Origin of the sequence: Agarilytica rhodophyticola (assembly GCF_002157225.2) — a bacterium.
In the GTDB taxonomy this organism is placed as follows: Bacteria; Pseudomonadota; Gammaproteobacteria; order Pseudomonadales; family Cellvibrionaceae; genus Agarilytica; species Agarilytica rhodophyticola.
Genome location: NZ_CP020038.1, coordinates 4,950,686 through 4,973,718, shown reverse-complemented (window position 1 = coordinate 4,973,718; position 23,033 = coordinate 4,950,686). Strand labels below are relative to the sequence as shown.

Below are 23,033 nucleotides of genomic sequence, written 5' to 3'. Positions count from 1 at the left end.
TTGTGGCCTGTCAGCAATAAATAAGCAGTAATTAGGATATCATTTTGCGAAAATGATAATAAGCCTTATGGCGCTGATGAAAGACAAAATTGATTGATTTTAATGCAAAGCTTGTGAATTTTAAGCGATTTAATATTTTCGGGAGAAATAATTTATGCGTATCGCACTTATATCGTTCTTGGTTTTATCCATGACTGCCTGTGTATCAACAGATCCTTATACTGGTGAACAAAAAGCTAGTAATACTGCAAAAGGTGCAGGCATTGGCGCAGTAACAGGGGCTGTAATCGGCGCGCTTACGTCAAGTAAAGGTGATCGCGACAAAGGTATATTAACTGGTGCAGCGGCGGGCGCAGCTATCGGTGGTGGCGTGGGTTTCTATATGGATAAACAAGAAGCGAAATTACGTCAAAGACTTCAAGGTAGTGGTGTGCAAGTGCGCCGTGATGGCGATAACCTGCATCTAATTATGCCAGGAAATATCACTTTCGAAACAGCACAATACAATATTCGCTCTCAGTTTTATCCTGTTTTGGGTTCCGTTTCTGATGTCTTGAAAGAGTTTGATAAAACTGCGATTACAGTATCAGGTCATACCGATTCTACAGGTGCCTCAGACTATAATCAGACATTGAGTGAAAACCGTGCCTCCAGTGTGAAAGGTTATTTGGTACAAAAGGGTATTCCTTCTGGGCGTATTCACTCTGTTGGTTATGGTAAGCGTCGTCCAATAGCCAGTAATAATAATGCTAGTGGTCGTGAGCAAAATCGTCGAGTTGAATTAAAGCTAGAGCCTATTCAGTAATCATTTAAAACAGCTAGACCACAAGGCAGGTGATGGTCTAGCTGGCAACTTGCTATTTAAGCGCGTTTTATTATTTATTTAACACGTCAAATGCTAAGGGTGGAGTTTCCCTTCTAGCACCACCAACTTCTGCTTCAAATGACCCTTTAATTGCCCCTTTAACTGCGCCGCCTATAATGGCATTAGGGCTTATTTTACCGTCTTTAACAGCGTCGAGGCCTCCTTTGATACCTTCGTGTATTGTATGAGATCGTGCATGTGATGCTTCAGGACTGAACATTTTTAAATTAGTTAGCATATTATGGGTACCTTAATATATTTTATTTAGTTACCAGGGCGATAAAAACCTCCAGGTTTTCATCTATATGTAAATAATTACGTCACAAAGTTCGCCTATATCACACGATCTAATTGGAAATAGATGGAAAAGTCATTCAAATAATTAACTGAAAATGTAATTTACATCGTGAGGAATTTATCAAGCAGAAAAATAGGAAGCTTCAGTTAGTGAAGCTTCCCGATATGGCTATGCTCCACGTCCATTTTTGGCATAGACATCGGTGATCATTTGTGTCATTTCTGCTTCAGTTGTTTGTCTATCACCTATGTTATTAAAGACTTCTTTAATATTTGCGTGATTTTTTGCTTTAATTCCCGCTGCTTCAGCGTCACTGTGTTGACCTTTGTGCGCGTCTAAACCGGTGGCTCCTGCAGTTTTGTGGAGATGCTGAGCAACTCTGTGTGCGGCACCATCATCAAGTCCCATTTTTCCTAACTGACCAACTAGTGCGGCTCTGTCATTGGTATCGTGGCTGCTTCCTTTAGTGCCATCACTGACGCCATCCCAGCCGCCCCATTTATCGCCAATTTGGAACTTACCATCAGGCCCAAAACCCATTTCTTTACCTGGTGCATTGGGGTTTCCTGGACCAGCTGCTCCTCCTGCCCCGCCGGCACCAGCAGGACCACCAGCACCACTAGGCGCGCCGCCACCACCAGGGCCACCTGCTCCACTAGGTGCGCCACCACCACCAGGGCCACCCGCAGGCGCAGGTCCGCCGGCACCTTCCTTACCACCTTGTTGATCACCACCTTTTAATAACATCATTATAAGTTGGATAATCATCATCAAGATCTCTAAGATCTTGTCTTTCATTGATCCGCCGGCCTCAGTACCTTCAGTGGTAGGTTGTTGTGTTTGTGCAGTTTTTTGCAACGGGTCGCCAAAGTTAATAGGACTTGTTTCTCCTACATTGCCAGGTTTAATGGTATTACCCGTTGAACCTGTATCTTGAGAAAAGTTGCCAAAGTTACCTACATCAACCTTTGGATTGGTACTAATGTCCATAGGTCTTGTTCCTATCATTACGCTCATTGTATTCGCCTCGATTAAATATCACATTATTAAAAAAACCATACATTTACATTACACTGAGTATTAATGTTGGATGCTTCGGTTCGATTATTTGAAATAAAAAACCGGCTTTTTTACATTTTGAGTTATTAGGCGTAGTAAGGGCTTAAAACCTAATCCAAATAAGTTCGGTATTTATTTGTTACACAGATTAAGAATTAAAATAGAATGGAAAAATAGGATAAAAAAGAGGATAGGGAATATGCTTGGCTGGATAAACTAACTTAGATCTTTGCATCAATACATTTGCAAATGAATGTATTGTTAAAATAAGGTGAATACCATGGCTATAAGAGTATTTAAAACATTTTTATATAGCCATGGTAACTATTACTGTAGGTAAAAATTTATTAATTATACCATTTCTGTTTTACGCAAACCGTTGAGATCAGATTGACCACCTTGGCCTATAGGGCTTGCACCATCAACACCAGGAGTGCCGCCTTCAGAGCCTTTTTTATCTCCTGCCTCATTGCCTTTTTGTAGCATCATCATAATAAGTTGTATAATCATCATGAGAATTTCCATGATTTTATCTTTCATTGTTTCACCCGAATTTTCTTTGCCTTGAGCCTTTTGGGATCCTGGACTTTGTTGCTCTGGCCCACCCCATTTTATTGGATTAGCTCCATCAGCTTTTCCGGTTCGAAGACTGCTGTCGTTTGTGCCACCACTTTCGGTTGGGGTGTTAAAACTAGTATTTACATTATTATTAGTAGGTATAGTACTCTTAGGTGCTATTGCTGTAGGGCCCATTATATTATCCTCAATTATCAGTTACGCTATTAAAAGAAATCACAGTGTTTACACTGAGGTGAGTATCTTGTTTTCTCAATTCGGTTCGACTAATAAGTTTAAAAACCTAAAAACGGCATCATTTTCTAATAAATGTCATTACATTTTATTCCTAAAAATTCTAGCACCGATTTTACTTCGTTCATTGGCATAAAAGTTTTACGAGCTATGGAATTAATTTTATCTTGACAGTGATCGTAAGGAGTGCTAATTTTTTAGCATATGCTAAAAAATTAGCACTCAGACTGTCAGCACTCTTTCTCTTAATAAAAGTTCTGACAAAAAGTGGCAAATATGATTGAAGCGATAGTTTAGGAGTAATAATGCCCCCGATTGATCAAATGCAGCTTAGTCGTAGGGAAAGACAAATAATGGATATACTATTTGAGCATGAAACCTGCTCCGCTCACGATGTTATGGAAAAATTGCCAGATCCCCCCAGTTATTCGTCGGTAAGGGCATTAATTGCTCGGCTTGTAGAAAAAGATATTGTTGAGTTTTATATTGAAGGTAATAAGCATATTTACCGAGCTAAACTGGCAGAAAAAAAAGTTCAAGAGTCTGCTATAAAACGGCTTCTTAAGACTTTTTTTCGCGGCTCTAGAATTAATGCCGTTAACGCTTTGCTTGATATGGAGGGGAGTGAATTATCATCAAGAGAGATTGCTGAGTTAGAGCGAACTATTAAAAGGATAAAAAAAACCAAGGAGTAAGTATTCGATGATAATTGATCTAGTGAATATATTTTTAGATTTTTGGTTTAAGCCTTTATTGTTTCTAGCACTAATGCTTTCTATATCTATGTATTCATTTCGGTTTTCCGCAGCTTCAGTCCACTGGCTATTAGCGTGTTCGTTTTTTATTACTTTCTTAGGTATCGTTCTGGCTCAGTGTTTACCTAGAGTGTCAGTTGCTGTTCTTCCGTCTTCTGTGGCGGCTATGACGGCAACCCCTGTCAGCTCCGACGCAAGTATTTCACCTATTATCTTTTTCCTTACCGCAGTGTACATACTTGGTTTTACATGGATATGCTTTTTTCAGTTATTATCTCTACAGGAAACAAAAAATTTAGGTAAGTTTTCTATACCTATAAATAACTTTGGTGTAAATAACAAACTAAAAAATAAAGCGAACTTATTAGGTATTAAAAAAACTGTACGCCTTGCCAGCAGTGAAATGCTTGAGTCGCCTATTATGTTTGGTTATCGCTCCCCTCTTATTATATTACCCAAGGACTATCAGACATGGAGCGATGGTTGTTTAGAACGAGTGTTGATCCATGAGCTGTCTCATGTACAACGTAATGACTGGTTAATAAAGATAGCCTGCAAGTTTGTATGTGCGTTTGTATGGCCCGTGCCTCTAGTATGGTATGTTATCAATAGAATAGAGTGGTTTGCTGAGCTCGCTTGCGATGATAGTGTTATCAATCTGTTAGGGTGCCGTGAGGACTACGCAGAAGATTTACTGAGTTTTTCTAAAAAACCATCACAATATCATGTTGCTATGTCACTAACATCATCTTCGAATACTTTTCTACGTATTCAATATTTACTTGATGGTAGTCAGCACAGGATAGCTGCGAGTCAGTTGTTTAAGTGGGCGAACTTACTGTTATGTATATTTCTAATTATACCATTATCGTTTTTATCTGCTGCTCCCGTTGCTAGTACCGGTATTGAAAATAATATTTTAGGTGGGCAGACTTATTATCATGACGTTAGTACTTTTCTACGAAATGAGCGTGATAAACCTATAGGTGAGCAACAAAAAATCGGTGAAATAGATTTAACTACACCAAAATACCTTATCAATATTTTGCCTGATTCACCGAACTTTACGGAAGAAGTGATTACCACAGTCACCGGCAACGTAATGGAAGAGCCCAATGGTGAATGGCACTCTACTGCAGCTTCGTCAATCGCTCAGATAAAAACAGCAGTTACCGATATAAAGCCTGCTCTGTCACCTTATACTGAGGTAAAAGGAATGCTGCCTCGTGTTATGTCGACACCCTTGTATCCCGCCAGCGCCCTTAGAAAAAATATAGAAGGGCGGGTGATTGTTCAATTTGATATTAATGAAACAGGCAATGTTATCAATCCGAGAATTGTCTATTCTAGTCCTGCAAAAGTATTTAACAAATCTGTGCTGACGGCACTTAAAAAATCAAAGTTCACGCCAATGGAGGTGGAAGGGCGGCTAATCATAATTAAAAATATAACACAAAGCTATTTATTTAAACTTACTGAGAGCACAACTGATAAAACGGTCATTGAACGGCCACAACATACACGTATTGCGCGCTACACGCGTTAGAGGATATCAGTTATGTATATATACGTACAAACGCCATTAGTATTGCCACGCTGGATCGCATCAGTTCCCCTTGCACTATTGCTTACCTTTAGCCTCTTTTTAATGATGGTGCAACTAAGTTTTAACGAAATGGAAGAACCCTCTGAACCCCCTGAAGTCATTTATGACCCGATATACGAGCCTAAAATTCTAGAAACCATGCCCGCGCTAGAGCCCATTGATAAACCCAAAGTTAATGATGCGCCGCCTTTACCTGACAGCTCGGTTGATAACACAGACAATACATTAATACCTAATCTGGCAGTGAATCACATCGTCAGTGATAATGAATTTTCTCTAAAGTTTACAGGTATGCCTATTACTCAATATCTCGTACAGCCAAGATACCCTTCGCGTGCCGCTACGCGAGGCATTGAGGGCTATGTCGATGTCAAGTTTGATATTAGCCAAATAGGAACCACAGAGAATATAAGTGTGCTAGCAGCTAATCCTTCAGGATATTTTGAAAAATCAGCGGTTGAAGCCGTAAAGCGTTGGCGCTATCAGCCACAGGTAGAAGAGGGGCAGGCACAAAAGTTTATCGGCATGACAAAGAGAATTCGTTTTCAAATGGAACAATGATTCTCTAGTGTTAATAAGCTCTAAGTACAGTATCTCTTAACTGGATAATAATTTGTTGTGCTCTTTTGACGTTTTCCTTGGAAAACGTCTTTTTTTTGCAATAGCAATTTATTTTTCGAACCGATGCTCGCTTCGATAGAGGTTAACTAAGTATAGTTGGTAAATTTAGGTTTTGTGTAGAAAGTTAAAAATTCATAGTACTACAATTGAAAAAAAACACTTTAAATCTAGTGCACTTTACATAACATTATGACGTACTAAATTTTATGTGCGGCTTGATAGTGAGACAAATAGTAATAATTCCTATCGAAAATCTGTGGTTAAAAAATAGTAATTACTCCAAAGGTTAGAGCTAACTAAAATTGTGGCGTTAAAAAAACTTCAGTAAAAAAATATTATGTTAGAGTTTTTCGGGTAATCTCTGATCGGGATGCATTTCTATAGGAAAATATTTTGGTAACAATGTGTAAATATATTTAAGAAAAAAATTTTCGGGGCTGGTTCAATACAGTCAATAAAACCCCCTTGTTTTTTCATGCCTTTACAATAGGCTTCTCTATAAAAATCTTGTTCAAATAATACGGTTGAAGTTTTTAAAAAGGTAGCTACTCACAACGAGAACTGCAACAAAAAATATAAGTGCTGTTCGTGAATGCAAAAATATAAATAAGGCTTAACTAGATGAAAATAAAATCATTTACTCGTCAAATAATACTCTATTCAACACTTGCCGTAAGCGCTGCAAATGCTATTGAATTTGAAGACATAGCCCAAGACCCAGCTAGTGGTGTAGACTTTAGGCACGGGGAGTCAGTGACACGCGAAGCTATAATGGAAAGTTTTCGTTCACGAGGTACTTTCTCTGCATCTGAGCGACCCAACTTTCCGCTAAAAGCAAGAGGCTCCGCAGGAGTTGTCCTTTTTGATTATGATCTCGATAATGATATTGATATTTATGTGACAAACGCTGAACAGAAAAATAATGGGCTTTACCGCAACCAGTTCAATGATAGCGGAGAGCTATTCTTCATTGAGTCGGCCCAAGAAGCAGGAGTTACAGTATTTGATAAAGAAAGCATTGGTGCTTGTTACGGCGATATTGATAATGACGGCGACCAAGATTTATATGTGCTTAATGCTGGAGCAGAAAATACTCTCCTAATTAATATGGGCGACGGATCATTTAAAGATTCAACCATCTATAGCAATATAGGTGCAGGTATTCATTATCCATCAGGTTGTTCCATGGGGGATATTAATAATGATGGACTGCTAGATATTGTAGTTGCCAACAGTATGCAAACTTGGGATAACCGTCATGCTTTGCGTATCGCGCCGTTTGTTCTCAACGAACATAACCAGCTTTTTCTCAATATGGGTGAAAATGTATTTGCAGATATAAGTGAAACCTCAGGTATTCGTGAGCATGCCGGTTTTCCTGCAGAATATGCAGGTGAGGCCAGTATCACATGGGCTATTGCGATGGTGGACTTGGATCAAGATGGTGATGTCGACATTGTTACTGGGGATGATCAAGGCCCAGGGCCATTTCCTGGTATTGATCACGGTTTAATTCATGTATTTGAAAATGACGGAACAGGTAACTTCACGGATATTAGCAGCCAGCTTGGCCTTGATGTCGTAGGAGCTTGGATGGGGCTTTCCTTTGGCGATATTAATGCTGATGGTTTAATGGATCTGTTTGCGACTAATGCCGGTGATTATGTAAATGCAGATGATAATTTACCGCCTTTTTCAGACAATAATCCTAGGCCCTTCCCCTTTGCCCTAGGTGCTTTTGCTTCACGTTGGTTCATCAACAGTGAAGGCGGTAAATTTGTGCAGCCCAGCGCAGGTGACACTGTTGCTAGTGTTTTTGGTTGGGGTACTGTAATGCTTGATTATGACAACGATGGCGATACTGATATTGCTTACGGTGGTGGGCTTGATGTTGGTACTATTTACGAAGCGTCACCCAATGTATTACTTAACAATAATGGACAAGGGCAATTTGTTTACGACACTCTCGCTTTAGCCGATAGCACGAATCACAGTCGTAGAAATGTTAAGGGTATGGCAAAGGGAGATCTCAACAATGATGGTTTTGTTGATTTGGTGTCGGTATCAAGTTTCGATATTGATGCGCCGCTTACACCGCATAAGACTCAATGGAATAGTGCTGTTGATTCTCAATCTTTCTACTTACCTATTTTCCTCCAGAAAAATCCGGAGGAGCTTGAATGGACTGGAAACCGGGCTATTGATGGCAGTTTATCAGTCGAAATAAACAGTGCTGATAATAATAACAACTGGGTTTCCATAAACTTGCTTGGGACAAAAGGTATAACCAAGAAAGGAAGAGTTAATCGTGATGCCTTAGGAGCTGTTGTTAGTGTAAAATCATCTCTGGGGAAAACGTCTATGAGTCCTGTTATAAGTGGTGCTAGCTTTTCTTCTCAAAATGCACTAAATGTAAACTTTGGCCTTGGTCAGGCGGCATCGGGTGATGTAGATATCCTATGGCCTGGCAATGTGCGCAATCGGTTGTACAATGTAAAAGCTTATGAAACTTTGACTTTGCCTGAAATACCATGCAGCTATACAACTAAAAGAAAACTACACAAGTATAAAAAATGCCTACGTCGCTCCTTCAGAGAACTACATAGTGCGGGTAAGATATCCAAAAACTTAAAAGTTAGAATGTATAGAAGCGCAGTGCGAGCATATATCGAGCACAATCGCGATAGGAAAATCTAAAAGTTGTCTATTGATGGCCGAATAGCTTTTATTATTCGGCCATTAATGGCTAGGTGTAATTCTCTGACAAATTGCCTATGATGCCTATTCAACTGAGTTGGCTTAAATTGGGTGAAAGCTGCAAACTAGCAATATTTATTGAAGTTTGACATTTTTTTCCGAACGTTCGCGAATACTCTCCATCGCTTGCAAAAATTCAGTGTAATTGTTGGTGGTGGTGACACATTCTTTAGCAAAGTCTTCCAGTGTATAGCCTTGCTTTTCTGCTTCTGCCGTCCAAAAATCGATAAGGAACTCGCTCAACCCGTCGATCTGTTTGGTCGATTGAGTTTTTAGTAATTGGTTGAATAAGCGGCAAGATTCGGTTATTTTTGCTTGCGAAAAACGATAGAGTAATGCATCAATATCCTCGTTTGCAGCACAGTATACATTTGCTGAACCTATTAAAAGCAAAATAGTGATGATAATTTTCATAATAACGAATGCCAATTTAATTAACCCCATTGTAAGTAAAAATGAGGAAAGCTCAAGAGCATCGTAACTTAGTCTGATGATAATAAATTGCTTGTGTTTCGGTTTTGTACCTTTATGGAGACGTCTTTTTTGATATTTTGTAATAACTGCTTATATTTTTGATCGAATATCCATACTTCCACCCGTTGATTTTTGTGCCGTGATTCTCCGGTGCTAGAAGCAATAGGAAAATGGTCACCGAAGCCTATAACCGACGCGGTGTTAACGCTATGCTTACGCAATTCTGTTTTTACAGATGTCGCTCGCAGCTTTGACAGTAATAGGGATCGTCTATTCCTATCTTTTGTATTGCCAAAGCCTATAAGCTGGATAATTTTATTTCTTTGTTCTGGTGCCTGCATGTAGTCAACCAATCTCATAATGTCTTGTTTGGCTTTGTTATCTAAGGCTGAGCTATTAGATTTGAAACGAAAGTTAATGGAGAGGCGTTCTCCTTTTTTTACCACATCAAGATACTCCTCTGGCCCACTAAGATCATTTATCGCAATACTCAGTGGCCTTTGAGAAATAAAGCCAGAATCTTCCACCAGCTGCTGGCCTGAGTCCGATTGAATAAAATCTAAAAAGTATTTAGCGTGAACATTAAGTTTATTGGGTAGACTATACATGTAGAGTCTTCTTGATAAGGGGTAATCTTCAGTTGCAATAAAAGCAACTTTTGGATGTATCGCTTGGTTTTGGGCATCAGATATTGCTAGTGCTTTATTATTACCTATAGACGATAGATCAACGAAGCCAATCCCGTATGGATTTTGGTAGATATTCTGTGACAGCATTTTACTCGATTCAAAGCGCTGTGTTTGGCGAGAAAGGAAATGGTTTTTACCTAGCACAATAGTGCTAAAGGTTTCCCATGTGCCTGATTTATGGTCACGCGCATATCTTGCAATAGGAGCATTAGTGCCGTTTAGCTCTTTCCAATTATTTATATTACCCGAGAAAATCTCTCGGATTTGCTGTACTGAAAGTGTTTTTATGGGGTTTTCTGGGTGGACAATAATAGCTAAACCATCGAGGGCCACCACATGCTCTGCCTCAAAGTCATTGAGATCAATTATTTTAGAAATACTTTCGTTTTCATCATATTTGATGGGGCGAGAAGACATGGCGATATCAGCACTGTTGTCTTTTAATCCCATAAAACCTGTACTTGAACCGTGTGCATAAATATCTACATATGCACGTACTTCACCATTTAAGCCTCCTACTCGAAATTCATTATCGATTGCACCTGGGATGATAGTCACAGACTTGAGTCCTCTTTGCTCCAAGTAGTGCTTAGTCCAATGAGGTGCAAGTTTTGCTCCTATAGTGTTGGACCCTTTTATCGTGAATAGTAGCCCTTGATCGGTCTTTGCTAAGGGAGGAGGTGATTCTTTTGCAGTGTTATTTTCTTGTGCGGATAGTGTATTTGAGGCAAACAAGAATAAGAAAAAAATGATAAAACTATACTGCATAATGTACATCCGTAGAAAAACCGCATACGCTATTTTGAAAATGTTGCATTAATATGACAGAGTGGCGTTTGTTTCCTATATTCTATTTTCGGATATACAGGGAGCAAGCCTGGAATTTGTACTTTTTTACGATCAATAGGTGTTTAGGAATATTATAAGTATCATTTATGAAGATTTTACTAAAAGACAGCGATTTAAATGACGATCTTAAGACATTTGCTGAAAAACTCAATTTAGATATTGTCTACAATGATGCTGAAGTTGAGTCTCTCGCCCTTAGTTATTCTACTGATGGTGTTGCTCTGTTACAAAGAAATGGTCGCAGGTTAATCAAAACCTGTGCAGACTTTATTGCTGGAAGTGCCGCTCATAGGCGTCGCTTTGGAGGTGGCAGGGGGCAAACTATAGCGAAGGCGGCTGGCTTGAGTAAAGGCTTTGTTCCCAGCATTCTCGACGCCACTGCTGGCCTTGGGAGAGATGCTTTTGTTTTGGCATCCTTGGGTGCAACAGTAACGATGCTGGAGCGATCGCCTATTGTTCATGCTCTACTTGAAGATGGTTTGGCACGTGCAAAAGTGTTTGCCGAGGAGCAAGCTGATGGTGAACTGCTTGATATCATAGGGCGAATGACACTAGTGAATAGTGATAGTTTTGATTATATGCAAACAGACAATACATATTTTGATGTTGTGTTTCTTGACCCTATGTTTCCAGAAAGAAAAAAGACAGCACTTGTAAAAAAAGAAATGCGTGCTTTCCACTCCGTCGTTGGTCAGGATGAAGATGCTGATCATTTACTTGATAAGGCTCTTCATATTAGCCGCTATCGTGTTGTGGTCAAGCGCCCACGTATTGCGCCTTTCCTAGCGGGAAAAAAACCAAGCTACCAATTAGAAGGGAAATCCTCGCGTTTTGATATCTATACTTTAAAAGCTTTACCGATATAAAACCCTACGCTAAGTGTGAGCAGGCTTGGCGAATGCTAAATATTTATTCCGTTTTAGCCAAGTATTCTAACGTAGTTCGAACAAAAAGTCGCTGGGCACAATGCTACCATCAGGCGCATTCCAGATACTTTCTCATGCATTTTCTGCGATATAGAAACAGACAAAGCCAGCCGGCTCACCATCAAGTTCTGCTAACAGAACGCGCTGGATAGATTTGGAGAATTAGACTCAGAGAGTTATACCCCTTACTTTGTTTATCTATAGCCGAAGTGAGGTTTACCAATGTAGACAAGAAAAAGTAATTATCAAAAACATGAATATTGCCTACATATGTGATGCAATTTATCTAGGGCCTGTTATAGACCCTAGGGTGTCGGCATTTTTCTCTTTATTGCTCTTTATTATAGGTCGCGTTTATATAAAGCCTCAATTGTGCTTGATGCTAACGCATTAGCTTTTACCATGTAGCCGGTTAGAGCGCCGGAGGCATTTTCTGGTAATTCTAAGGTTTTTGACAGAGCATATAAGGTAAATTGATAGCGATGGGCACCATCTCCTTTAGGGGGGCAGGCACCGCCAAAGGCTTTTGTTCCATAATCGTTGGTAATTTGAATACTACCTTTGGGCAGTTGTTTGCCATCTTTACTACCTGCACCTGCTGGCAATGAAGTGATTTTGGCGGGGATATTGACCACTTGCCAATGCCACCAGCCACTGCCGGTAGGTGCATCGGGATCATGGACTAATAGGGCGAAGGCCTTGGTGCCTTTAGGGGCGTTAGACCAGGAAAGCTGAGGTGAGATATCGTTTCCTTGGCAGCCAAAGCCCTGAAACTCTTGTGCTTTGTCCATAAACTCACCGTGGGCGATATCTTTGCTTGATAGTGAGAAGGAGTCAGCAACAACTGAAGTTGTTGCTGTTAACAATGAAAGTAATAGTGCAAATGTGCTGGTAATGCGTTGCATAATGCCTCCGATACAATAGTGTTGGAAAAAATTAGTATTTGAAGAGATATATATAATAGGGATTAATCGATGGAAAAATTAGAGCTTAAGCCGTCAACTATTCGCCTTAATCGCGCATTCTTGTTTTTCTAAGTTCTCGCGGTGTGATGCCAAAGAGCTGCTTGAATCTGTCTGTGAAGCGAGATTGAGACAAATAACCACATTGTTGGGCGACGTGGCCTATTGGAGCCAGGCTGGTCTGCAATAGGTGAAGTCCGTGACTTAACTTGGCTCGATCCTTAATGGCTTGCAAACTAGTACCTTCAGCATTTAACTTTCTACGCAATGTGGATTCGCTCATTGCCAATTTGGCAGATAAAACATTGGCACTGAGATCACTTAAAATATCGGCACAAATAATATGATGTAGCCTATGACTAACACTGGCTGACTCTATCACCGCAGCTACCTGTTTATATCCTAAGTGATAGATTAATTGCAAAATCTCTTGCTTGCGCATTGACCAAATACTACTAGGTGCAAAGGCAGACCATTCGACAAACTGTTGCAAGGTTTTTTGTAAAATAGAATCAAGTTTACCCTGAAAAAACATATCTGTTTTAGAATTCTCGTAACTGAGATGCTTAAAATCCTCAAAATCAAACTCAATTAATAAAGCAAAATATTCTGTATCGCTGGGGATATTTCGCATATCGATATTGGGGCTATTCGATAGAAAGATAAAATTACCAGCAGGGCAAGTAATTGGCTCTTCTTTGCCTATTTTTTTACAGCCTTCGAGTACACAAATTAACATGGGCTTAATAATCGGTACATTAAATATGCGCTGCTCTTCGATGGAAGAATAAACAGAGAAAGGTACTTGTTCGCACTCTTGTAACACCTGCCTTGAGGATAGTATTAACTGCTTCATAATAGCTAAAAACACCGTTAACCTTATTATTGCTCAATGTTATTTTATAACTATTTTGTTTTACATTTTTCAATAGGGGTATTGATAAATGGCAAGCTATAGCTTCGATACTTATATGACGGCCCATCATAGGTAAGGTCTTACCTATATATCTTACTTATACTTAGGTATCGAAAATAATAATGTGATATAGATAATTAAGAAAAAGTTCTTAAGCATGTTATCTATTGTCGTACACTAAACGTAATTCATTACAAGACTCGTCGAAATCTTGACAATATCTATCACAGAAATCATCCTCTTCCTCCTCCTCTGAGCAGTGTATTAAATGAGCTATTTTTTTCCAGCCTTGCGCTTTTGCATTAGCTATCAACTCATCGATAGCGCTAGGATGTAAATCTTCTATTGGATCTAAGCTCCCTGCGTTACGAACAGCATAGTCAATTACCCACAGGCAGTATATGGACTGCTCTAACAGCGTTAAACTTTCATAACTTGATTTAGTTTTCTTTTCAATGATGTCGTCGCCGACTTCGAGTATCCAAGTTTCGTTGTCTATCATTTTATGTTATCGCTATTTTTTGTTAATAAACATGATGATTCGGGAAATAATCATTCTTATATGTGCCATAACAGCCATGAAAAAACCGACGGCAATAAATAAGATCCCGATGAAGGTAATGATTTCTTGTTTGAGAGAAGGCTCTAAAGTATTGTGTGCGAGGTAAATTACGATAAAGCCAAAAGTAAAATAGATAAGCCCTGCACGAAAACGTTTAAAACTAAATTCTAGCGGTACACTATAGTAAATTTTAAGTGCCTTAATCATCTGCTTTAGCTGCTTATATTTCGGTTTCTTAGGCACTAGTCTTGTAGCCATATGTTTGCAGCAGCTTCATCGCTAGTTTTTGCCTCAACCCAAGTTTGGCCTTCTTTTTTCCAAAACGGAGCTTGGGTTTTTAGTATATCAATCATGTACTCGCAGGCCTGAAAGGCATTTTTTCTATGCTCAGAGCTGACTCCTACATAAACAATTTGATCGTCCACTTGTAAATGACCAACACGATGAATAATTCGAGTAGCCAGAAGAGACCAACGTTGGTGTGCTTGTTGTTCTATCTCAGTTAAAACCTTTTCAGTCATACCTGGATAGTGCTGGAGGTAAAACTGCTTGTCTGCTTGCGCAAAATCTCGAACGCGGCCAACAAAAGTGACGATAGCACCGGTGCTATTTTTGTGTAATAGCGAATCATATTCCTCAGCAATATCAAAGTCGTGTTGTTGAATAGATATCATACGGGCTTCTTCTCTTTAGTATTATTTGCGTAAAGGCTTCCTGCCTTTACGCAAATGTTGCCATTAAAATGCTTAACGCAAAAGCGGGGTTTTGCTTGCATTTTATTAACCACCGGTTACTGGCGGGAAAAAAGCAATCTCGTCGTTAGCCTTAATTATAGTCTTGTCGTCACTGATGGTTTGATTTACTGCGCAGCTTATATTGGCTGAATTCAGTTGCTGTTGCCAAATTTCCCCACGTTCGCAGAGATAGTCTTTTAATGCACGCACGTTAAAATTATTGTCTATCTTGAGTGTTAACTTTTCTTCGTCACGCTGCAGTTTTTCGCCCAGAGAGGCGAAGTATAAAACCTGAATATTACTCTTCATAACATCACTATTGTAATTTCATTCTTGATAATGAAAATCACCAGACTTACCGCCTGTCTTGGTAATAAGCTGGGTCGATGAAATAACCATACCTTTATCTACCGCTTTGCACATATCATAAATAGTTAAGGCAGCAACAGAGGCTGCTGTTAAAGCTTCCATCTCAACACCAGTTTTACCATCGAGCGTGCAGGTAGCTTCAATTTTGACGCGCTTATTTTCAGGTTCGGCTACCAGTTCTACAGCGATTTTACTGAGCATGAGTGGGTGGCAAAGAGGAATTAAATCTGCGCATTTTTTTGCAGCCTGAATACCTGCTATTCTGGCAACAGCGAAGACATCTCCTTTTTTGTTATCACCCGACTGTATCAGTGCCAGCGTGTTTGTTTGCATTTCCACATAGCTACGCGCTGTCGCTGATCGTCGAGTAATCGCTTTATTGCCCACATCTACCATGTGGGCTTCACCATCTTTATTTAAGTGGGTTAGGGCCATGTTAACTACCTGTTTACCAACATCCTCTGCAAGATATTTTCATATATATCACTGAGAGTATTGAGATCTTCAGCTTTTACACATTCGTTCACTTGGTGGATCGTAGCATTGACGGGCCCTAACTCCAGCACTTGCGCACCTGTTGGAGCAATAAATCTCCCGTCTGAGGTGCCACCGGCAGTAGAAAGCTCGGTCTCAATTTGGCAGATTTCTCGAATCGCTTGCACAGCTGATTCCACAAGCTCGCCTTTGGCTGTGAGAAATGGTTGGCCCGATAACTTCCACTCTAAATCAAAATCCACATCATGTTGATGAAGAATCTCTTCCGTTCGTGTTTGCAGCTGTTGCTGTGTGACTTCGGTGGAGAAGCGAAAATTAAATATAATCTCGGCTGTACCAGGGATAACGTTGGTAGCGCCAGTACCGCTATTGAAATTAGACACCTGGAAGCTGGTGGCAGGGAAGAAGTCATTGCCATTATCCCACTGAGTTGCTGCCAGCTCGGCTAGGGCTGAAGACACCGCGTGGATAGGGTTTTTCGCTAAATGAGGGTAGGCCACATGTCCTTGTTTTCCTTTGACAGTTAACTCTGCGCCGAGGGAACCTCGCCTACCATTTTTAACGGTGTCACCAACTGCCGCTGTGCTTGAGGGTTCGCCGACAATACACCAGTCAATTTTAGTATTGTGTTGCTCCAGCCATTCGACAACTTTAACAGTCCCGTTTTTAGCGGGGCCTTCTTCATCTGATGTGATTAAAAAAGCAATACGGCCGCGATGATCTGCATGGTGTTCAATAAAACGCTCACAGGCAGTGATCATCGCCGCAAGGCTACCTTTCATATCTGCCGCACCGCGACCATATAACATGCCATCTTTAAAAACGGGAAAGAAAGGTTGGCTTTGCCATTTATTAACATCGCCAACGGGCACCACATCAGTATGGCCAGCAAAGGCGAGAATAGGGCCTTCACTACCTCGTATTGCCCAGAAATTGTCCACATCATCAAAGCGCAACTTGGTGACATGGAAACCTATGGCTTGTAAGCGAGAGAGCATAATTTCTTGGCAGCCGTGATCCTCTGGCGTAACAGATGGGCGGCTTATTAGCTCGCAGGCAAGCTCTAGTGTGGGGGTGATTTCTTGATTACTCATTAGTTATTCGCGTGTAATTCCTGGTTTAGTGCAATCGTACTTTTGTTTGTTTTACACTCAACAGCACCGCTAATGGAGTTGCGCCGGAATAATAAGTCTGACTTACCTGCCAAATCGCGAGCTTTCACTGTCTCCACTACTAGGTTTTGGTCGTTTAACAAGATGACTTTCGTCCCGGCAGTAATATAGAGACCCGCTTCGACGGTACAGCCGTCGCCTAATGGAATACCGACCCCTGCATTAGCACCTAGCAAGCAGTTCTTGCCTACGGAAATGATAATATCACCACCGCCAGATAGTGTGCCCATGGTCGAACAGCCGCCGCCAAGGTCGGAGCCATCACCGACAATCACTCCTGCAGAAATACGGCCTTCCACCATACTAGTGCCCATGGTTCCAGCATTAAAGTTGACAAACCCTTCGTGCATTATGGTGGTGCCTTCACCTAAGTAAGCGCCTAGGCGAACTCGAGCAGTATGGGCAATACGCACTCCTTTAGGTACTACATAATCGGTCATTTTTGGAAATTTATCGACACAGCTAACGCTGAGTGTGCGGCCTTCCAAGCGAGCTTGTAGTTGACGTTCTGGCAACTCTGCTATGTCGATTGCGCCATCGTTTGTCCAAGCCAAGTTTGGTAACACCCCAAACACGCCACTTAAGTTTGTTTCATGAGGCTTAACCAAACGATGGGAAAGTAAGTGCAGTTTAAGATAGGCTTCAGCTACAGTCTGAGGCGCTTCGTCCTTTTCTAAAATAGTGGCAACCAACGGTTTTTTGCTCACCGATAAACTTGCGATTAATGAGGCAAATTCTGGCTCATCGTTTTTTAGTTCGTCGCCGAGGGCCTGAGTATTATCTGAAGTCAGTGCAATAACAGTGTTGCCGCTCTGATAGTCTAATACCTTGCCAAGTGCTTGTACTATATTAGCTGAAGGATTTAATAATGGCTGTGGATAGAATACCTCGATGAGATCGCCGCTTTTATTTTCTGTGCCGACACCAAAGCCCACGCTGTAAAGTGTTGTCATGAATAGTCCTCAACTAAAAATACTTGAATAGTGTTGTTCTTTAAAACCTACATAAACATCTTCACCTTTCTCCAAGATGGGACGTTTAAGTAGCGTTGGTTGCTGCAGAAGGATTTGTTTAGCTTCTTGCCCTAGGGTATCGCCTTCAAAATATGATTTTTCAGCATCACTGAGTTGTTTCCATGTGGTGCTGCGTCGATTCACTAATACGGCTGGCTCTATGTAAGAAAGCCAGTGAGTAATCTTTTCTTCGTCTAAGCCGTCAATTCTAAAATCATGAAAATCAAAGCTATGTTGGTTTGTGTCTAGCCATTTACGTGCTTTTTTGACAGTGTCGCAGTTTTTAATGCCGAATAGGGTAGTCATGCCATAGAGTTTTTTACAAAAAATGGGGCGTCAAGTTTAACAGAGAGCCTAGGACCTGTTAACCGGCCTTACTGTCTTGACGCCACCTTGTATGGTTTCTGGTAAGGGCCTTTCGGCCCTAGGCTTTTTGTGTAATCTTAGGTTTCTTACGATTTGGATAACAGGTTGTGCAGACAGGGCAGACGGTTCCGTCACATCCTCTTGCTGTGCAGAACTCTCTTGCGTAGTAAATAATTTGTAGATGAAGATCATTCCAACTCTCTTTGGGAAACAGGCGTTTAAGATCCTTCTCTGTTTGACTGACACTTTTACCGTTGGTTAACCCCCAGCGCTGGGCCAGCCGGTGAATATGTGTATCCACAGGAAATGCGGGTACGCCAAAGGCTTGCGACATGACCACCCCGGCAGTTTTGTGACCGACACCAGGCAACTCCTCTAAAGCATCCATGTTTTGTGGCACGACGCCGTCATATTTATCGATCAATATCTGCGAAAGGTTCTTTATGGCTTTCGATTTTTGTGGCGATAGACCACAAGGGCGGATAATTTCTTTAATTTTTTCTACCGGCTGAGGCGCCATGTCAAAAGGATTATCCGCTAGCTGCCAAAGGTGAGGTGTTACCTTGTTGACTCGCTCATCGGTACATTGTGCAGATAAAAGCACGGCTACTAATAGTGTGTACTCATCTTTGTGATCTAAAGGAACAGGTGGCTTAGGATAACGCCTTTTAAGTTCCTTTAAAATATAGTCAACGCGTTCTTGTTTTAGCATATTAATCTTGGTGAAGGTAATTAACTTTTATTGAGTTAGTCATTTTGTAGCAACAGAATCTTGTAAAAAGGCTTTAATTCTATGAGCCGCTTCAATACATTCTTCTATTGGGGCAACTAAGGCCATTCTTACATGTCCTTTACCGGGGTTTCCTGCTTGGGTATCTCTAGCTAAGTATGTACCAGGTAATACGGTGATATTTTGCTGGGCAAACAACTCTCTAGCAAAATCCTGATCATCTATAGGGGTTTTTAGCCAAAGGTAAAAGCCTGCATCTGGTCGTAGTACCTCAATCGAATCCTGTAAAAGCTCGATGACTGCAGCAAATTTTTCGCGGTAAAACTGGCGGTTATTGGCAACGTGTTGCTCGTCCTGCCAAGCTTTAATACTCGCTTTTTGTGCGAACACTGGCATAGCGCAACCGTGATAGGTTCGGTAGTGTAAGAATTTTTTTATAATGGCTTGATCACCAGCAACAAAACCCGAGCGTAACCCCGGAAGATTCGAGCGTTTGGATAAACTATGAAAGACCACGCAGCGCTGGTAGTCGTCTCGTCCCAGGTGAGCGCAGGCTTGTAATAATCCCGGCGGCGGAGCGGCTTCGTCAAAATAAAGCTCTGAATAACATTCATCACTAGCGATAATAAAATCATATTTGTCAGCAAGAGCAATCAGCTCACATAATTTTTCTACGCAAAGTACCGTTCCAGTCGGATTACCAGGAGTGCATATGAATAAGAGCTGGCATTGTTGCCAAACTTCTTCAGGCACATTGGCAAAGTCAGGTAGATAGTTTGTGTGCTCTGGACAGTTGATAAAAAAAGGTTCTGCCCCTGCGATTAAAGCTGCTCCTTCATAAATTTGATAAAAGGGGTTAGGCATCAATACTTTTCCCCCTGGGGTTTGTGCATTGACTACTACTTGTGTAAAAGCAAATAAAGCTTCGCGAGTGCCATTGACGGGGATAATATTATGTTGATCATCGATAGAGCCTTGTTTTAGCCCAAAACGGTGAGTTATCCAATGTGCCATAGCCTGTCGCAATTCATCAGTACCTTTAGTAACCGGGTAGTTGCTAATGGTATGCAATTGATCGCGGACTTCGTCCAATACAAATTCTGGAGGATTATGCTTTGGTTCACCAATGGATAAGGCGATATGAGGTTTATCTGCCGGAGGTGCTATACCTTGTTTTAATTTAAGTAGTTTTTCAAAAGGATAAGGTTGCAATTGCTCAAGATGTGGATTCATATTTTTAATAAATTACCCAAACGATTAACCCGGCATATTTGCCTGCCAGGTTAATTAAAAAGTGAGTTTACGCTTCATTAAGTTCTTGTTTGATTTGGCTATCCAAGCGACGACAAATTTCGTCTTGCAAATCCATACATAGCTGTGCATCGCCTAGGGGATTACCATCTCTGCTGGTAATAAAAAACACGTCTTCCACTCGTTCCCCTAAGGTTGAAATCTTTGCATTTTGCATATTGATATCGAAGTCCATAAAGATTTGTGCAATAGTTGCTAGTAGTCCTGGGCGATCCGGACTGATAACTTCTAGCACCGTGCAATTTTTACTGAGATTATTCGAGATACTTGTTCGTGTTGGTGTGGCTAATTGTTTTAACTGTCTTGGCGTTCTGCGTTCCGCGATATCAGAATACTCCCCCACCAGACGCAATTCTTCTAACAATGCGTTAGAAATTTTTTCAAACACGTCATGATTATCGCCGAGAGGATTAAAGTTTTCATCGAGCACATAAAAAGTATCGAGGGTATAACCTGTGCTCGATGTGTAAATCCTTGCATCTTGAATGTTAAGGGATAGTTGCGCGAGACAAGTGGCCGCCGCAACAAATACATGTTGCGCATCTTTTACATATAAAAATATTTCGGTGGCGTTAGTAAACCTTTTGTTCGCCGTTTCTCGAACGAGCACTAGAGGCTGATCAGTATTGTGGTTAATCAAGGCTTCGGTTTGCCAGGCGATATCCCAGTGACTCTCGCGAACAAAGTACTCGTCTCCCATTCCTTGCCAGAGAGCCATCGCTTGCTGCTGGGAAATATTCTTATCGTTCAGCTTCATAATGGCTTGATGTTGGGTTTCTTCGATCAATTCTTGTATATCGACGGTATTTTCAAGGCCTTTGCGCATAGCGCGCTTGGTTTCGCTATAAAGCTGATGCATCAAAGATGCACGCCAACTGTTCCATATATCTGGATTGGTGCCGCACATATCGGCTACAGTGAGGGCGTAAAGGTAGTCTAGATGTAATTGATCGCCTACTTGGGTGGCAAAGTTTTGAATAACCTCCGGGTCCGAGATATCTTGCTTTTGGGAAACGTAAGACATCAGCAAATGCTTTTCTACTAGCCAAGTGACAAGGCGTGTTTCTCGCCGAGACAGGCCATGAGACTCGCAAAATTCTTTGGCATCCTGAGCACCCAACAACGAATGGTCGCCGCCACGCCCTTTACCAATATCATGAAATAGACCGGCGATATAGAGCAGTTCAGGCTTTGGTAAATTATTGATAACATGTGCTGCCACTGGGAAGCGCTTTTCTTCTTCCGGTAAAGTAAAGCGACGCATATTCTTTATCACCAACAGGGTGTGCGCGTCCACGGTATAGCGGTGGAATAAGTCATGCTGCATCTGGCCCGTAATTTTACCAAACGCTGGTAAATAGCGACCCAATACCCCATAACGCTTCATTCGAGTCAGTTGGGTGACAAAGCCATATTCGATGGAAAATATGGCCATGAACATTTTTTTGTTTTCGCTGTTGGCACGAAACTCGTCATCGATAAGCCAGCGCTTGTCCCGGATCAGACGTATAGTCGATGCTGTAACCCCTGCGATGTTAGGGGCATCTCCCATCAATACAAAGATTTCTAGCAGAGCGCTTGGATGCTTATCGAAAACATCGTCGCTGGTAACCTCAATATAGTTATTACGCAGTTGAAAGCGCTCGTTAATAGGTTTTATCTTGGTTCTGAAGGATGGGCCATTAATCACATCTGCGAGGTAATGTAGCAGTACATCGTTGAGCCCGCGCAAGGCGGTCACAGTACGATAGTATTCGTACATAAACTGCTCTACTGCTAAGCCCTTATCTGAATCCTGGTAACCAAAGATTTTTGCTAGTTCCCGTTGATGTTCAAACAGTAGGCGCTCATCTGAACGTCCCGCAAGCAAGTGCAGCCCATAGCGCACTTTCCAGAGAAACTCCTCACCCGATCTAAAAACAGCAAATTCATGTTCGGTAAAAAATCCCTTACCTTCTAATTGGCGCAGCGTTTTGACGCCAAAATAGCGTTTCGCTACCCACGTAATCATTTGTATATCACGTAAGCCACCTGGGGAGTTTTTAACATTGGGCTCTAGGTCGTTTTCACTGCCTTCGTATTTTTGATGGCGTGTTGTTTGTTCTTCCCATTTGGCTTTGAAAAAATCTCGCGGCTTCCAGATTTTTTTGGGTGAAATTAAAGTGTTAAGCTCTTGCAGCAATTTATTATTGCCTGCGATAGTACGAGATTCTATAAGGTTAGTGGCGACGGTAATATCGTTACTTGCTATCTTGGCGCACTCTTTAACTGTCCTAACACTGCTGCCGATTTCAAGGCCAATGTCCCAAAGAAAAGTGACGAATGCTTGTAAGTCCTCATCGTATTTTTTGCCCGCTTTGTTATCCAAGAGAATTAGGATATCAATATCAGAATGAGGGTGAAGTTCTCCTCGGCCATAGCCTCCCACTGCGATCAGAGAAATATCCGTGTTTAATTCAAATGAATGATGCCAAGCGTAGTGCAGAATCAAATCAATAAACGCTGAGCGTTCATATATTAGGTATCGAATGGCTTCTTCTTGGTAAAAGCGATCGGCTAGGTGTTTGTTAACACCGGCAATAGCATCTTTAAAAACAGTTATTACCGGCTTAACCGCAAGATCTGATCGAAACCTTTCTTGATTAAAGCAAAGGGGTTGGCATGGAAACTCGGGATATTTTCTGGCCGCCATTG

Annotated in this window: 24 protein-coding genes; 6 read left to right on the top strand and 18 right to left on the bottom strand. The window is 41.2% G+C overall.

Annotation, left to right across the window (positions count from 1 at the left end; translation table 11 throughout):
• Window positions 1-154: 154 nt before the first annotated feature.
• The gene (locus BVC89_RS20600; protein ID WP_086933003.1) at window positions 155-805 is read left to right on the top strand and encodes a YiaD family glycine zipper/OmpA-like lipoprotein; all 651 of its coding nucleotides are present in this window, start codon (window positions 155-157) and stop codon (window positions 803-805) included.
• Window positions 806-875: 70 nt separating this feature from the next.
• Here the strand turns inward: BVC89_RS20600 and BVC89_RS20595 are convergent, their stop codons facing one another.
• The 3 genes from BVC89_RS20595 to BVC89_RS20580 form a co-directional block, all read right to left on the bottom strand.
• Window positions 876-1,103: a hypothetical protein gene (locus BVC89_RS20595; RefSeq protein ID WP_086933002.1), complete on the bottom strand. Its 228-nt coding sequence runs from the start codon at window positions 1,101-1,103 to the stop codon at window positions 876-878.
• Between the two features lie 228 nt (window positions 1,104-1,331).
• On the bottom strand, window positions 1,332-2,180 hold the full coding sequence (locus BVC89_RS30085; RefSeq protein ID WP_173780738.1) for a hypothetical protein: 849 nt from the start codon (window positions 2,178-2,180) through the stop codon (window positions 1,332-1,334).
• Window positions 2,181-2,573: 393 nt separating this feature from the next.
• On the bottom strand, window positions 2,574-2,975 hold the full coding sequence (locus tag BVC89_RS20580) for a hypothetical protein (protein ID WP_086933000.1): 402 nt from the start codon (window positions 2,973-2,975) through the stop codon (window positions 2,574-2,576).
• A 362-nt stretch (window positions 2,976-3,337) separates the two neighbouring features.
• Here BVC89_RS20580 and BVC89_RS20575 point away from each other — a divergent pair, with 362 nt between their 5' ends.
• From BVC89_RS20575 to BVC89_RS20560, 4 genes are all read left to right on the top strand, one after another.
• Window positions 3,338-3,727, top strand: a complete 390-nt coding sequence (locus BVC89_RS20575) for a BlaI/MecI/CopY family transcriptional regulator (RefSeq protein ID WP_086932999.1) — start codon at window positions 3,338-3,340, stop codon at window positions 3,725-3,727.
• A gap of 7 nt (window positions 3,728-3,734) precedes the next feature.
• Window positions 3,735-5,333, top strand: a complete 1,599-nt coding sequence (locus BVC89_RS20570; protein WP_086932998.1) for a M56 family metallopeptidase — start codon at window positions 3,735-3,737, stop codon at window positions 5,331-5,333.
• Window positions 5,334-5,345: 12 nt separating this feature from the next.
• Entirely contained in the window at window positions 5,346-5,954 is a 609-nt protein-coding gene (locus tag BVC89_RS20565; RefSeq protein WP_086932997.1) for an energy transducer TonB, read from the top strand.
• Between the two features lie 681 nt (window positions 5,955-6,635).
• On the top strand, window positions 6,636-8,711 hold the full coding sequence (locus tag BVC89_RS20560) for a CRTAC1 family protein (protein WP_086932996.1): 2,076 nt from the start codon (window positions 6,636-6,638) through the stop codon (window positions 8,709-8,711).
• Between the two features lie 135 nt (window positions 8,712-8,846).
• Here BVC89_RS20560 and BVC89_RS20555 read toward each other — a convergent pair whose 3' ends face one another.
• Together BVC89_RS20555 and BVC89_RS20550 are read right to left on the bottom strand one after the other, a co-directional pair.
• On the bottom strand, window positions 8,847-9,185 hold the full coding sequence (locus tag BVC89_RS20555; RefSeq protein WP_086932995.1) for a hypothetical protein: 339 nt from the start codon (window positions 9,183-9,185) through the stop codon (window positions 8,847-8,849).
• A 68-nt stretch (window positions 9,186-9,253) separates the two neighbouring features.
• A complete protein-coding gene (locus BVC89_RS20550) occupies window positions 9,254-10,702 on the bottom strand; it encodes a substrate-binding domain-containing protein (protein ID WP_158658047.1) in 1,449 nt (482 codons plus the stop codon).
• A 167-nt stretch (window positions 10,703-10,869) separates the two neighbouring features.
• Here BVC89_RS20550 and BVC89_RS20545 point away from each other — a divergent pair, with 167 nt between their 5' ends.
• On the top strand, window positions 10,870-11,649 hold the full coding sequence (locus BVC89_RS20545; RefSeq protein WP_086932993.1) for a class I SAM-dependent methyltransferase: 780 nt from the start codon (window positions 10,870-10,872) through the stop codon (window positions 11,647-11,649).
• Window positions 11,650-12,050: 401 nt separating this feature from the next.
• Here the strand turns inward: BVC89_RS20545 and BVC89_RS20540 are convergent, their stop codons facing one another.
• From BVC89_RS20540 to BVC89_RS20480, 13 genes are all read right to left on the bottom strand, one after another.
• Window positions 12,051-12,614: a YbhB/YbcL family Raf kinase inhibitor-like protein gene (locus tag BVC89_RS20540; RefSeq protein WP_086932992.1), complete on the bottom strand. Its 564-nt coding sequence runs from the start codon at window positions 12,612-12,614 to the stop codon at window positions 12,051-12,053.
• 106 nt (window positions 12,615-12,720) lie between these two features.
• The gene (locus BVC89_RS20535) at window positions 12,721-13,527 is read right to left on the bottom strand and encodes a helix-turn-helix transcriptional regulator (RefSeq protein WP_086934699.1); all 807 of its coding nucleotides are present in this window, start codon (window positions 13,525-13,527) and stop codon (window positions 12,721-12,723) included.
• 220 nt (window positions 13,528-13,747) lie between these two features.
• A complete protein-coding gene (locus tag BVC89_RS20530; RefSeq protein ID WP_086932991.1) occupies window positions 13,748-14,089 on the bottom strand; it encodes a hypothetical protein in 342 nt (113 codons plus the stop codon).
• Window positions 14,090-14,101: 12 nt separating this feature from the next.
• Window positions 14,102-14,407, bottom strand: coding sequence for a hypothetical protein (locus BVC89_RS20525; RefSeq protein ID WP_245929169.1), 306 nt, complete (start codon window positions 14,405-14,407; stop codon window positions 14,102-14,104).
• Window positions 14,392-14,823: a molybdenum cofactor biosynthesis protein MoaE gene (locus BVC89_RS20520; RefSeq protein WP_086932990.1), complete on the bottom strand. Its 432-nt coding sequence runs from the start codon at window positions 14,821-14,823 to the stop codon at window positions 14,392-14,394. The genes BVC89_RS20525 and BVC89_RS20520 overlap by 16 nt, the downstream gene beginning before the upstream one ends.
• 105 nt (window positions 14,824-14,928) lie before the next feature.
• Window positions 14,929-15,192: a molybdopterin converting factor subunit 1 gene (moaD, locus tag BVC89_RS20515; protein ID WP_086932989.1), complete on the bottom strand. Its 264-nt coding sequence runs from the start codon at window positions 15,190-15,192 to the stop codon at window positions 14,929-14,931.
• Window positions 15,193-15,210: 18 nt separating this feature from the next.
• Window positions 15,211-15,687: a cyclic pyranopterin monophosphate synthase MoaC gene (moaC, locus tag BVC89_RS20510; RefSeq protein ID WP_086932988.1), complete on the bottom strand. Its 477-nt coding sequence runs from the start codon at window positions 15,685-15,687 to the stop codon at window positions 15,211-15,213.
• A gap of 5 nt (window positions 15,688-15,692) precedes the next feature.
• On the bottom strand, window positions 15,693-16,826 hold the full coding sequence (gene dapE / locus BVC89_RS20505) for a succinyl-diaminopimelate desuccinylase (protein ID WP_086934697.1): 1,134 nt from the start codon (window positions 16,824-16,826) through the stop codon (window positions 15,693-15,695).
• Between the two features lie 14 nt (window positions 16,827-16,840).
• Window positions 16,841-17,872 carry a 2,3,4,5-tetrahydropyridine-2,6-dicarboxylate N-succinyltransferase gene (gene dapD, locus BVC89_RS20500; protein WP_086932987.1) on the bottom strand — a complete coding sequence of 344 codons (1,032 nt, stop codon included), beginning with the start codon at window positions 17,870-17,872 and terminating at the stop codon, window positions 16,841-16,843.
• Window positions 17,873-17,881: 9 nt separating this feature from the next.
• Window positions 17,882-18,238: an arsenate reductase gene (locus BVC89_RS20495; protein ID WP_086932986.1), complete on the bottom strand. Its 357-nt coding sequence runs from the start codon at window positions 18,236-18,238 to the stop codon at window positions 17,882-17,884.
• 118 nt (window positions 18,239-18,356) lie between these two features.
• Window positions 18,357-19,010 carry an endonuclease III gene (gene nth / locus BVC89_RS20490; RefSeq protein WP_086932985.1) on the bottom strand — a complete coding sequence of 218 codons (654 nt, stop codon included), beginning with the start codon at window positions 19,008-19,010 and terminating at the stop codon, window positions 18,357-18,359.
• A 39-nt stretch (window positions 19,011-19,049) separates the two neighbouring features.
• Window positions 19,050-20,261: a succinyldiaminopimelate transaminase gene (dapC, locus tag BVC89_RS20485; RefSeq protein WP_086932984.1), complete on the bottom strand. Its 1,212-nt coding sequence runs from the start codon at window positions 20,259-20,261 to the stop codon at window positions 19,050-19,052.
• 67 nt (window positions 20,262-20,328) lie between these two features.
• Window positions 20,329-23,031, bottom strand: a complete 2,703-nt coding sequence (locus BVC89_RS20480; protein WP_086932983.1) for a [protein-PII] uridylyltransferase — start codon at window positions 23,029-23,031, stop codon at window positions 20,329-20,331.
• Between the last annotated feature and the right edge of the window lie 2 nt (window positions 23,032-23,033).